The following is a 12271-nucleotide window of genomic DNA, read 5'->3' on the forward strand; positions in this document are numbered from 1 at the left end:
CGTGACCCGCACGACAGGTCTCAGGCGCCGGTCCGCCCGTCGACGAGCTCACGCACGACGTCGAGGTGGCCGTTGTGGCGGGACGTCTCCTCAATGAGGTGGAGGATCACCCAGCGGAGATCGACGTGTCGGCCGTCGCTGATGGGACGCTTGGCCGTCGAGTTCAGCTCGTGGTCGGACACCAGGCGACGGTAGCGGGCACTCTGCTCCTCGTACTCGGCGAGAAGCTGGGACAGCGGGATGTCGACTGCTGTCCGCATCTCAGGGTCGGGATCGTCGTCGTCGCCTCGGTGAGCGGTCCCGCAGGCTCCTCGCCCAGGAACATCACTTGGAACCAGTGGTACTCGACCCACCGCAGATGGCTGATCAGCCCGCACAACGTCATCAGCGGTGAACTCGGGAGTGGGGCCTTGCGGGCGTCTTCGGCGGACACGCCCTCACACTTGGCTCGCGCGGTGTCACGGGAGTAGTCCAGGAAGGTGGCCAGCTGCGTACGCTCGTCCCACGAGGGAGGCGTGTCGGTTCGTTGAAGCATCACGGGAGTTTCCCGCAGCTCGGAACGGGTGTCGACTCAATTTGATCGGAAGCACCGTCACGTGCCACCGGCTGTGCTCAGGGAGAGCCCGGCAAGATCCGCCGGACAAACCCTAAACCGTGTGCCGCCGTCTCAGTTTCCGTCTCATTCAGCAACGTTCACGGTCGTTCAGACAGGACCAAGGCCTGAAGGCCGACCGAAGCCCAGCCGCCGATGAACGCAGGTGAACGCTCCCGTACACAGCCCGCCGCCCCGCCAACACAGTTGGAAAGCGTGTGGGGGTCCTGCCGAAGAGCGCCCGTATGCCTCGCGCATGGCCGACGGGACTAGGATCCCAGTCGGGCGAAGTCGTAGCGCAGAGGTAGTCGCGCGCGGTCTCCAAAATCGCGAGGACGCCGGTTCGAATCCGGTCGGCTTCGTCCGCCCCAGCTGCGGCGTCCATGAACACGTCCCAAGGGCACCAAGAGGCCCGTCAGAGGGTGCGCCGCATGATCAGCGATGTCCTGGCCTGTCCTGAGTGCAGCCAGCCGATGAGGTGTGGTGGACTCGTGCTCTCCAAGCGCGAGGGCGACGGTCGGCGGACCTGCCGATCGCTGTGGAGGTGTGCCGGCCGGCACGTCTGGTGGCGCTGAGCAGATCGGCCTGACGAGCCGTTGGAGATCTGCCCCGTGCCGAACTGTTCCGCTGACATCAACGACGCCGGACGAGGGCGTACGCCGGCATCTCTGTTCGGCCGCCACGCCAGGTGACAACACCAGCCGCAGCGGGCCCGGATCGAAGTCCTAAAGCGGGTGTCGCAGGTTCGAATCCTGCCGGGGGCACCATGGATTACCCGCCTGACCTGGGGTTTCACCCCCATGGAAGCGCTCTATTCAGCCTCGGACTGCTCGTCCGGGGCCGTTTGCGTGAGCGGTGCGTGATGCGAACTGAAGGTCGAACCCACTCAGGGAGCAGTGCGGTCTTGGTCGAGTTGCCCGGCGGTGGGAAGGCAGACCTGCGTCCGCCGCCCCGAGGACTGCAGCGGCGATCCCTGACTCCGTCCTGGGGCCCCATGGCTGGGCGAAGATCGCGACAGCGGCTACTCCTTGCCGGCCGAGCGGGCGCCGTGACGGCGTGCCCGGTACGCGCGTTTGGCCAGCGTGCCCTCGTCGAGTTGCTCGGTCGTGTCGTAGTTGCACCAGCCGGTGAGGCGCCCTTCGGAGTTGTACCTGGCTGACAGTCCAGGAGGATCCATGTGATCTCCGTGTTCCCGGACCAATTTCTGGGGCAGCACTACCACTGCTGTGACGCCGTGGGGAGATGACCTGCGGAGCTGGACGCGGATGCCGTGGCGGCCGGAGAGCCGGCCGACGACGAACATACCCATGCGCCGCGCCACCGAGACGTCGACGACTGGCGGGTTCAGGAGCCTGTGGTTGGCTTCCTCGAGGTCCTTTGTGGTCATGCCGATGCCGCTGTCCTGGATTTCGATTTTCGCGCCGCCGCCGGACAGCAGCTGGCTCGTGACGAGCACGTCGGTGTCCGGCGACGAGAACGTGGTCGCGTTCTCCACCAGCTCCGCGATGAGGTGGACGATGTCGTTCACCGCCCGGCCGTCGACGTCCGCGGTCACCAGTCCGCGTAGTTGCACACGCTGGTACTGTTCGATCTCGCTGATGGCGGCCCGGAGGACATCGATGAGCCGGACCGGGGCGCTCCAGCGGCGGCCCGCCTCCTCGCCGGCGAGGACAAGTAGATTCTCACCATTGCGGCGCATGCGGGTGGCCAGGTGGTCGATCTTGAAGAGGCTGGCGAGCAGGTCGGAGTCCTGCTCGCCGTTCTCCAAGCGGTCGATCAGCTCCAGCTGCCGTTCCACGAGGTTCTGGCTGCGCTGCGAGAGATTGACGAACGTCCTGTTGATGCGGCCTCGCAGTTGCGCCTGCTCAAACGCCAGCCGTACCGAGTCGCGATGGACGTCGTCGAACGCGCGGGCGACACCGCCGATCTCGTCGGTCGAGTTGATGGCCGTGGGCTCGACCTCGATGGCCTCCAGTGGCGCGGCGCCGGAGCCCTGCAGTAGCCGGACCACCTCGGGCAGGCGACGTTCCGTGATGTCGAGCGCGGAGGCGCGCAGTGTGTGCAGCGGGCCGACAATCGACTGCACGAGGACGTGCGTCGCACCGCACGTGAGCAGAAGAATCAAGAGCACGACGAGCGAGGAGACGAACTCTGAGCGCTCGGCCTGGTGCTGCTCGCGCGCGCTCTCGTCTTCGACCGATCCGACGAGCCGCTTCTCTACCAGACGCATCAGCTGAATCTTGCTCGTCATGGTGTCGAACCACTCGTCGGCGTCGAGGCGGAGCCGACTGGTGCCCTGCCCCGTCAGCGCCTGCTTCTCGAGCGTCTCAGCCCTGTTCACGACGTTTCCGGTGAGGGTGCGCTCGTAGAACTGACGCTGGGCCGGCGGCGCACTGGACCGGAACTGGTCGATCAACGTCCGTTGCTGCCGACTGGCGAGGGTCAGGCCCTGGGCCTCATTCGCATCGACGTGTCCCTGCGTCAGCGCCCCGCCCAGCAGCGCGCGTTGCCGGGACACTTCCTCCGTGGCCTGTGCGAAGGTCGCGAGCGTACTGGCCCTCGCGGCAAGGGTTGGGTGGGCGATGTCCGGCGTGAGAAGGTCAAGGGCGTCGCCGAGCTGGGCGATCAGCGCCGTGTAGGCGTCGACCAGGGACAGCAAGGGCATTTTCGAGTGGGCCGCCGTGTGGCGCAGTGACGCCACCTTCCCGCCAAAGGCGTTGAGCACCGCGAGCCGGGTGGCCAGAGCGGGATTCGTCCCGCGGTGGACATGGGCGGCCTCGGTACGGACTCGGGCGACCGCCGCGTCCACCTTGGAGCGCTGAGTGTCCAGTCGGCTCGTGTCGCCCGCACGCCCGGCCGCAACGTAGAGGGCGGTGACATCGCGTTCGTCCTCGAGCTCCTCCAACAGCCCTGTGCCCTTGTCGACGATACGGACGAGCTGACGGACGTTGTCGATGTCCTGTGCGTTCTGCACGGCCGAGCCGATCCGCAGTCCGCCCAGTACGAGCGCGGTGAAGATCGGGATGATCACCACAGCCAGCAGCTGGGTGCGTACGCTCCAATTACTCGGGGCGAACGCCGCCTGGCTGCTGCCCCGGTGCGGGCGACGGCCTCCACCCGCATGCACGGGGCTCGGATCGGTTCTGCCGTTGTCGGAACCGTTGTCCCTCGCCCCAGGCGACTGCACCGGTTCCGCCCCGTGGCCATGCACCGCGGGTTGTGTTTGCACGTGCCCTCGCTTCTTCCCGCCATTGCACGTGCGCGATTCAGGGGAGTGTCCGCGCATCGTTGACGCTCCGCTCATCGCGCGAGTGCGCTTGTCGTGGTGATGAATGAGGCCACGGCCTCGTGCGTCCCTGGCAGGTGCCTGCGGACGAGAACTACGCGTTGGTCCCGGATCTGTTCGAGGTCGCGACCATTTCGTGGACGGTGGTCGCTGCGGCGATCCGCCCTGTATGGGGGGCGGCTCAGCCGTCCGTCGTCTGTGCCCGCCGACGGGCAGGGTCTGGCATCGCCGGCGAGGTCGCCCGCGGCGCCGCGGGCCAACCGAACATGCATGAGGCGGGATTACTGATGAGGGTCCACGCCGACCCAACGCCCGACCGACACGGCCATGACCGACCCCGAGTGGCTGCGGAGCGTCCGCATCGCCAAGTACGAACGGGAGTACGCGGTCGAGGACCAGGTACCGGCGGATAGCGGGCACTCGCCCCTCTCGGTGCCGGTCCGCCGGCTGGATACCGCCCTCACGTCGCCGCCCCTGCGCCTGGCCACTCGTTCCTCCGCTCGCCCGCCGAGCTGACGGTCGCGAGAGCAGACAGAATGAGCACGGTCGACGCCGCGCCAGGGTCCTCGTGGCCGATGGTGCGAGCGCCGAGATAGCTCGCGCGGCCCTTCCGGGCCTGCATACCGGCGGTCTGCTTCAGCCCCCGCACGGCGGCGTCGGACGCCGCTCGGGTGGCATTGGCCAGGTCGCCGCCTGTGTCGATGACAGCCTGGTAGGCGGTCACGGCCGGGCTGAGGGCGTCGATCATCGTCTTGTCGCCCTCGAGCGCCGCGCCGATCCGCTGGATGCCGGTGAGCGCAGCCGCCAACGCCGCCCCGAGTTGTGCCGCGGAGACGTCGGGATCCTCGCCGAGGGTTCCCGCGGCCTGCCGGAACCCGGTGCCGTACAGCGGTCCCGACGCCCCGCCGGTCTTGCTGATCAATGCCCGGCCGACCGTGGCGAGCACCGCAGCGGGGGTGGACGGGTCAGTTTCGTCCAGCATTGCCACCGCCGCCTGCAGGCCACGGCGCATGTTGATGCCGTGGTCGGCGTCGCCGACAGCGGAGTCGAGGCGGGTCAGATGATCGGCGTTCTCGGCCACCAGTCGGGCGGCCTCATGGATCCAGGCCCGGAACATGCTCGCGTCCATCGTCGCTTCTCCCCTCTTGGAGTTTGTCGTCGGTGTCCGAGGCCGCTCAGCGTCCCCACCGCAGCGCGGGGGTCACGACCGGGGCATCCCACAGATAGGTGAGCTGTGGCGTGAGCCGGCACACCGTGATCGTGCAACCGGCCATCTCCAGGCTGGTCACGTAGTTGCCGACCAGGTTGCGAGTGATCCACACGCCATGGCCGGCTAGCCACTCGGCAACCGCGGCATACACCACGTACAGCTCGAGCAGCGGGGTGCCACCCAGGCCGTTCACCATCACGAGCACTTCGCCCGAGAGCGGCATGTCGGTGTGGATGGCGTCCAACGCGACACCGACGATCTCCCTGGCGGAGACGAGCCTGCCGCGGGCGCGACCGGGCTCGCCGTGAATGCCGACGCCCAGCTCGATCTCGTCCTCGCCCAGCTCGAAACCGGGTTTGCCCGACGCGGGCACCGTGCACGGCGTGAGCGCCACCCCGAACGAACGGGACCGGTCGTTGACCTCCTGGCCCAAAGCCGCGGTCGTGCCCAGGTCCGCACCGACCTCGGAGGCCGCACCGACGATCTTCTCCACGAACACGGTCGCCCCGGTACCCCGTCGGCCCGCCGTCCACGTGCTGTTCTCCACGGCGACGTCGTCATTGACCACGACGCCCTCCACCCGCAGGCCGTCGTCGGCGGCCAACTCGGCGGCCATCTGGAAGTTCAGCACGTCGCCGGTGTAGTTCTTCACGATGTGCAGCACCCCCGCGCCGCCATCGACGGCCCGCGTGGCGGCGAGGATCTGGTCCGGCACGGGAGATGTGAACACCTCACCGGGACAGGCCGCATCCAGCATCCCGTACCCGACGAACCCGCCGTGCAGCGGCTCGTGCCCGGACCCGCCACCTGACACCAGGCCGACCTTCCCGGGGGTCGGCCCACCCGCGCGGACGATGTAGCGCTCGGACGTGTTGACCGTCAGCGAAGGATGCGCGGCGGCCACACCGACGAGGGCATCGGCAAGCACCTCGTCGGGCGAGTTGATGAGCTTCTTCACGATTCAGGTCCCTTCACAACTGGACAGGAACATCAGCGGAAATCGCTGTGCGTGGCTCTGGTCAGGACATCGACGGCCGGCAGCACTGCTCGACAAGTCGCCAGACCTCTTCGGGGGTTCCCCGGGTGAGGGCGACGGCAGCCAGGGAGGCACAGGTGTCGTGGCGGAGCCGGCGGATACGGGCCCGGACCTCGTCGAGGGCGGCGGGGCCGACCGAGAGGCTGTCGCAGCCGACACCGATGAGGAGGGGGGTCACGAGGGGGTGTGCGGCGGCGTCGCCGCAGACGGAGACCTGACGATGGTGGCGGTGGGCGGCGTCGACGACGCGGGTGATGGCGTCGAGTACGGCGGGATGTGCCGCCATTGCGGGGGTGGCAGTGGGGTCGCGCCGGTCCAGGCCCAGGATCTGGCAGGTGAGGTCGTTGCTGCCGATGGAGAAGAAGGAGGCTTCGCGGGCGAGGTCGTCGGCCGCGGCGACGGCTTCGGGGAGTTCCACCATGATGCCCAGCGGTGGCGTCGGGACGCCGACTTCGTCGGCTGCGGCCTGGAGGAGGCGTCGGCAGGCGCGTAGCTCGTCGATGCTCGCGACCATGGGGATCATGATGCGCAGGTCGGTGTCGGCTCCCGCACTGAGCAGGCTGCGGAACTGGTCGGCGAAAGCATTGGGTTGGGCGAGCATGAGGGGCAGGCCGCGGCCGATCCGCCCGCCCTGGAGGCGGGCGAGGAACGGCGGCAGTTTGTCGTCGGCGAAGTCGAGGGTGCGGGCCGTGACGACCTGCCCGGTGAGCGCACGCAGGACGGGGACGAGGGTGGCCGCGTGTTGATCGCGGCTGGGCCAGGCGGGATGGTTGAGGAAGGGCAGCTCGGTGCGGAGCAGGCCGATACCCTCGGCGCCCGTGGTCAGGGCTGCGCGGGCCTCGGCCGGGGTGGCCACGTTGGCCCGCAGAACGATGCGGTGCTCGTCCAGTGTCTCGGCGGGCAGGTGGCGCTCTTCGGCGAGGGCGAGCCTGCGGGTTCGGGCGTTCTCCATTGCGCGCAGAGCCCTGGTGCGTTCGTCGTCGTCGGGGTGGTTGACCGCACTGGCCAGGTCGGCGTCGAGCAGGATCTCCTGCCCGTCCGGCAGCTCGAGCAGTTGGGGGTCGACGGCCAAGAGAAAGGGGATGCCCATCGAGCGCGCAACGATCGCAGCGTGGGAATTCGGGCCGCCGGTCACGGAGATGGCGGCTGTCACCGTCTGGCCGGGTTCCAGCAGGTCGGCGGCGCCGATCTCGTGGGCGACCAGGACGAGAGGCTGGTCGGGGGCAGGGCCGGTGTCGCCGTGCAGATGGGCCAGGACACGGCGGCCGACCTGCCGGACGTCCGCGGCGCGTTCGGCAAGGGTTGGATCGTCCAGGGCAGCGATGGTTCCGGCGTAGGTGTCGACGGCCTGCCGGACGGCGACGGGCACCGGCTGGCCGTCGTTCGCCCGTTTGATGGCCTGGTCGCGCAGATCCGGGTCCTGCGCGATGTAGCTGTTGACTTCCATGATGTCGGCCTGTTCGTCCTTGCCCTGTTCGCGCAGTGAGGAGGACAGGTCGAGCAGGCTGGTGGCGATGGCGTCGAAGGCGTCGGTGATCTGCTGCGTGGGGTCGCCGCTGGTGCGTTGAGGGAGCACCGTTCTGGTGGGTGGCCGGTCGGTACGGTGGACGAAGCCGAGGGCTATGCCGGGTGCGGCGGTGTGGCCGGTGTAGGTACGGCGGTCGGTCATCAGGCCCCCACCGTCTCGGCGAGGGCGCGGAAGATGAGGGCGGTGGACGTGGCGCCCGGGTCCTGGTGTCCGATGCTGCGGGCGCCGAGATACGAAGCGCGGCCCTTGCGGGCCTGCATCGGGGTTGTGGCGCGCATGCCCTCTTCGGCGGCGTCGGCGGCGGCCACGGCTGCGGCTGCGAAGTCGGCTCCGACATCGGCCTGTTGCTGGAAGGCTGCCAGTGCGGGCGCGTAGGCGTCGATCATGGTCTTGTCGCCGGGTGCGGCCGCGCCGAGCTTCTGGACGCTCGCCAGGCCTGCGGCGAGTGCGGCGGCGAACTGCCGTGTGTCGGTGGTGGGCGTTTCCAGGGCTTTGCCGATGGCGCGGAAGGCGCCGCCGTAGAGCGGGCCGGAGGCACCCCCGACGCTGGAGATCAGGGTGCTGCCCGTCTTGACCAGCACTGCCCCGGGGGTTTCTGCCTCGTAGTCGGCGAGTGCCATCCTGGTGGCGGAGAAGCCGCGGTGCATGTTGACGCCGTGGTCGGCGTCGCCGATGGCAGAGTCGAGCTGGGTGAGGTGGTCCTTGTGCTTCTCCACCGCGGCGGCGATGGCCTGCACCCACGTACGGGCGAGGTCGGTGTCCACGGAGTCTCCGTTCCTGGTTGGGTTGGGGCTTGGCTGGCTGGCTGGCTGGCTGGCGGTTGGGTGAGCCGGGGGCGGGGGCGGATGCGCGGGGATGCGGTCCGGGGAGAGCTGGCACGGGAAGGCTCCGTCCCGGCCCCGCGTATTGCGCGGCCCCGCCCCCGGCTCGGTTCAGATGCCCCAGCGCAGGGCCGGGGTGTTCACAGGTGCGTCCCACAGGGAGAGCATGTCGGTATCGGCCTTGCACACGGTGAGGGAAACACCGGCCATGTCCAAGCTGGTGACGTAGTTCCCCACCAGGTTGCGGGCGATGACGATGCCCTTGTCGGCGAGTGCGGTGGCGACTTCGTGGAAGACGACGTACAACTCGATGAGCGGTGTGCCGCCCAGGCCATTGACCATGACGATGGTCTCGTCTCCGGCGGCCAGCGGCTGGTCCGCGAGGATGGCATCCAGGGCGGTGGCCACGATCTCCTTGGCCGGGCGGAGCTTTTCCCTGCTGCGGCCGGGTTCGCCGTGGATGCCGACGCCGACCTCTATCTCGTCCTCGGGCAGGTCGAATCCGGGCTTGCCGGAGGCGGGGGTGGTGCAGGCGGTCAGGGCGACGGCGAAGGACCGGGAAGCGGCGTTCACGCGCTTGGCCATCTCGGCGACGGCAGCGAGGTCGGCGCCCTGCTCGGCGACAGCGCCGGCGATCTTCTCGACGAGGACGGTGGCGCCGGTGCCCCGGCGCCCGGCGGTCCAGGTGGAGTCCTGGACCGCCACATCGTCGTCGACCAGCACGGTCTCCACCGTGATGTCCTCCTCGGCAGCCAGCTCGGCGGCCATCTGGAAGTTGAGGACGTCACCGGTGTAGTTCTTCACGATGAACAGCACGCCCGCGCCGCCGTCGACGGCCTGGGCGGCGGCGAGCATCTGGCCGGGGACCGGCGAGGTGAACACCTCCCCTGGGCAGGCCGCGTCCAGCATGCCCAGCCCCACGAAACCGCCGTGCAAGGGCTCGTGCCCGGAACCGCCGCCGGAGATGAGGGCCACCTTGCCGACTCTGGTGCCGCCCGCTCGGGCGATCACCTTGTTCTCGCCGTCGACCTTCAGGTCCCGGTGGGCAGCGGCGATCCCGGCCAGGGCCTCGTCCAGCACCGCCCCAGGATCGTTGATGAGCTTCTTCATGACAGGGCTCCTTCGGCATTGGCGGGCTGGGCGGCCCGGTTCTCGGCTGCGGTTGCGGAAGCTGCGTTGCGGTGGGCGTTGAGAGCGGTGTAAAGGACGCCGGCGGCGAGGGCGCCGACCACCTCGGCGGCCAGGTAGACGGGCAGCTGATCCCAGTGGACCGTGCCGTCGAAAAGCTCGCCGGTGATCATCGGGCCGAGCGTCCTGGCCGGGTTGATGGACGCGGCGGTGGCGGGCGCCACCGGGATGATGATCGCGAACACGCCGAGGCCGATGGCCAGGCCCGCGAAGCCGCCGGCCGCGCGCCGGTCGATGGCCCCGAAGACGACGAAGGCGAGGATGAACGTGCCGATGGCTTCGGCGAAGAAGGCCTGGCCGGCACCGACACCGGTGCCGTAGGCGGCGATACCGAGGCCGACGTCGACCGCCTTCTTCCCCAGTACCCCGACGATCGCAAGCGCGCCCAGCACCGCCCCGGCCACCTGCGCCGCGATGTAGCCAGGGACGTCCCGCCAGGGCATCTTCTTCGTGGCAGCGAGCGCCAGGGTGATGGCCGGGTTGATCTGGCAGCCGGAGATATGGCCGATCGCGTAGACCATGGCGATGACCGCGGTGGCGAAGGCCAGCGAGATCATTCCCAGCTGCGCCATGGTGAAGGGGGCGTCGCCGCCGACGATGAGCGTGGCGGGGACCGAACCGACGCCGATGAACACCAGCACCGCGGTGCCCAGCATCTCGGCGAGAAGCTTCTGTGGGTAGGTGTTTTCTTCCATTGATGGCGCCCAACACCAAGCGGTGTGGGCGTCTCACCTCCTCCGCGTGGAGCGGGCTGTGAAGGGAGGTGGCCGCCAGGTGGTCAGGGTCGGGAACAACCTGGCGGCCGGCTCAGGGGAAACCGGACAGCTTAAGCAACCGGCTGCAAGAACGTTCATCATGGATGAACGTTGTTCCGGAAGTTAAGCCCGCGTTTCCTGCCTGTCAAGAGGTTCGGCGGCCATCGCGTTCCCTAGACAAGGGGAAGGCCCCCCGGCGGCGTGCCGAGGGGCCTGGATCAGAGGGTGGGGCGCGGGAAGGAGGGCAGCCGCTACCCGCGTGGAGGAGTAGGTCAGGTCAGGTCAGGTCAGGTCAGGTCAGGTCAGGTCAGGTCAGGTCATCGTGGTGCGTGCGGCCGCCCCTCTGGGGGCGCCCAGGTCGCGGGAGAGGTTGCGGGCGGTCTCCCGGACGGCTACCGCAAGCTCCTGACGTGCTGATTCGGCCAGCAGTCGCTCGACGGGGCCGACGATGCCGAGAGCGCCAACCACCTCACCGGAGCGGTCGAAGACAGGAGACGCGATACCCGCGTCCCCGATGGCGGATTCCTGGTCCTCGATCGCGTACCCCGTCCTGAGGACCTCTTTCAGGTGGCCTGCCAGCTCCTCCGGGTCGGTGATGCTGGCGCCGGTGAGCACGGCCGGCTCGCCCGCGAGCAGCCGCTCGCGTTCGTCAGCCGGAACGAAGGCCACGATGGCCTTGCCCAGGGCACACGTGCTCCACGGGATGCTGGCGCCCACCTCGAGGATCTGCACCGCGCCCTCCGGCCGGAAGGCATGGTGCACCACCAGGACGTGGTCGCCGGTGAGCACGGCCACCCAGACCGCCTCGTTCGTCCGGTTCGCGAGCTGGTCCGCCCAGGTCAGCGAGCGGGTCCGCAGCTCTTGGGTGTCCAGGTAGGCGTTGCCCAGCTGCACCAGGTTCGGGCCGAGCTGGTACTTCGAGCTGTGCCGGTCCTGCACCACCAGCCCCTCGGCCTCCAGCGTGCGCAGCAGCGCATGCACAGTCGGCTTGGCCACGCCCAGGCGGTCGGCCAGCTCGGTCACGCCCAGCCGGGGCCCGGTGGATGCGAGCTCCCGCAGGATCTGCACCGCCCGCTGTACCGCCTGAACCATCGAAAATTTCTCCTTGTTCAGTATTGATGAACAACGTTCCGAGATCTAAGGTAATTGTTCATGAGCACATCTGTCGGCATCGTACTCGTGTCCCACAGCGCCGAGCTCGCCGCGGGCCTTCGCCTGCTGGTGGAGCAGATCGGCTCTGACACGGTCCCCCTCGCCACTGCCGGTGGCACCGACGACGGCCGGATCGGCACCAGCTACGACCTCGTCCTGGCCGCCATCCGCCATGCCGACCGCGGAGCCGGCGTCGTCGTCCTTCCTGACCTCGGCAGCTCCGTCCTGACCGCCCGCACCGTCCTGGAAGACCATCCACGCCCCGACGTGCTGATCGTCGACGCACCCTTCGTCGAAGGAGCTGTCGCAGCCGTCGTCACCGCCGCATCCGGCGCCGACCTGAAGACCGTCGCCGACGCCGCCAAGGAGGCACGCCATGTCCCCAAGCTCTGACCCCACCACCACGACCGCCACGACCACGCCCAAACACGAGACGGCCGTCGTCCTGCCCGCCAACCTCCACGCCCGCCCCGCAGGTCAACTCGCCCGGGCCGCAGCGGGATTCACCAGTGCCATACAGCTGGAGTACGCCGACCGGACGGTCAATCCGACCGGCGTCCTCGCCGTGATGGGCCTCGGTGCCACCGCCGGAAGCACCGTGACCGTCCGCGCCGAAGGCCACGACGCCGAACAGGCCGTCACGGCATTGGCCCAGATCCTCGCCGCCGCCGAGTAACCCGACCGCCACCAGCGGCACGGATCC

General features: G+C 69.0%; 10 protein-coding genes, 2 tRNA genes and 1 pseudogene. 4 read left to right on the forward strand and 9 right to left on the reverse strand.

All coding sequences use genetic code 11. The features are described from left to right. Window positions 1-20: 20 nt before the first annotated feature. Window positions 21-535 (reverse strand): annotated as a pseudogene (locus OG788_RS05555) (DinB family protein). 344 nt (window positions 536-879) lie between these two features. Here OG788_RS05555 and OG788_RS05560 point away from each other — a divergent pair. Beyond that, window positions 880-954 (forward strand) — tRNA-Trp (locus OG788_RS05560). Between the two features lie 321 nt (window positions 955-1275). Beyond that, a tRNA-Ser gene (locus tag OG788_RS05565) sits at window positions 1276-1359 on the forward strand. A 254-nt stretch (window positions 1360-1613) separates the two neighbouring features. On the opposite strand, the gene OG788_RS05570 is transcribed toward OG788_RS05565, so the two are convergent. From OG788_RS05570 to OG788_RS05605, 8 genes are all read right to left on the reverse strand, one after another. Next, the gene (locus OG788_RS05570) at window positions 1614-3878 is read right to left on the reverse strand and encodes a nitrate- and nitrite sensing domain-containing protein (RefSeq protein WP_406369351.1); all 2265 of its coding nucleotides are present in this window, start codon (window positions 3876-3878) and stop codon (window positions 1614-1616) included. A gap of 460 nt (window positions 3879-4338) precedes the next feature. After that, window positions 4339-5007: a dihydroxyacetone kinase subunit DhaL gene (gene dhaL, locus OG788_RS05575; protein ID WP_406369352.1), complete on the reverse strand. Its 669-nt coding sequence runs from the start codon at window positions 5005-5007 to the stop codon at window positions 4339-4341. 46 nt (window positions 5008-5053) lie between these two features. Then, on the reverse strand, window positions 5054-6046 hold the full coding sequence (gene dhaK / locus OG788_RS05580) for a dihydroxyacetone kinase subunit DhaK (protein WP_406369353.1): 993 nt from the start codon (window positions 6044-6046) through the stop codon (window positions 5054-5056). 61 nt (window positions 6047-6107) lie between these two features. Then, window positions 6108-7793 carry a phosphoenolpyruvate--protein phosphotransferase gene (locus tag OG788_RS05585; RefSeq protein WP_406369354.1) on the reverse strand — a complete coding sequence of 562 codons (1686 nt, stop codon included), beginning with the start codon at window positions 7791-7793 and terminating at the stop codon, window positions 6108-6110. Further along, the gene (dhaL, locus tag OG788_RS05590) at window positions 7793-8416 is read right to left on the reverse strand and encodes a dihydroxyacetone kinase subunit DhaL (protein ID WP_406369355.1); all 624 of its coding nucleotides are present in this window, start codon (window positions 8414-8416) and stop codon (window positions 7793-7795) included. Before dhaL (OG788_RS05590) ends, OG788_RS05585 begins: the two co-directional genes overlap by 1 nt. A gap of 168 nt (window positions 8417-8584) precedes the next feature. Then, a complete protein-coding gene (dhaK, locus tag OG788_RS05595) occupies window positions 8585-9583 on the reverse strand; it encodes a dihydroxyacetone kinase subunit DhaK (protein WP_406369356.1) in 999 nt (332 codons plus the stop codon). Further along, a complete protein-coding gene (locus OG788_RS05600) occupies window positions 9580-10356 on the reverse strand; it encodes an MIP/aquaporin family protein (RefSeq protein ID WP_406369357.1) in 777 nt (258 codons plus the stop codon). The genes dhaK (OG788_RS05595) and OG788_RS05600 overlap by 4 nt, the downstream gene beginning before the upstream one ends. Window positions 10357-10728: 372 nt before the next feature. Continuing rightward, complete coding sequence (locus OG788_RS05605) at window positions 10729-11508, reverse strand: IclR family transcriptional regulator (protein ID WP_351552173.1); 780 nt, start codon at window positions 11506-11508, stop codon at window positions 10729-10731. 60 nt (window positions 11509-11568) lie between these two features. Here OG788_RS05605 and dhaM point away from each other — a divergent pair, with 60 nt between their 5' ends. Together dhaM and OG788_RS05615 are read left to right on the forward strand one after the other, a co-directional pair. Beyond that, window positions 11569-11961, forward strand: a complete 393-nt coding sequence (gene dhaM / locus OG788_RS05610) for a dihydroxyacetone kinase phosphoryl donor subunit DhaM (RefSeq protein WP_406369358.1) — start codon at window positions 11569-11571, stop codon at window positions 11959-11961. Further along, on the forward strand, window positions 11945-12244 hold the full coding sequence (locus OG788_RS05615) for an HPr family phosphocarrier protein (protein WP_266760985.1): 300 nt from the start codon (window positions 11945-11947) through the stop codon (window positions 12242-12244). Before dhaM ends, OG788_RS05615 begins: the two co-directional genes overlap by 17 nt. Window positions 12245-12271: the final 27 nt, after the last annotated feature.

The organism is Streptomyces sp. NBC_00647, assembly GCF_045207245.1.
Classification (GTDB): Bacteria; Actinomycetota; Actinomycetes; order Streptomycetales; family Streptomycetaceae; genus Streptomyces.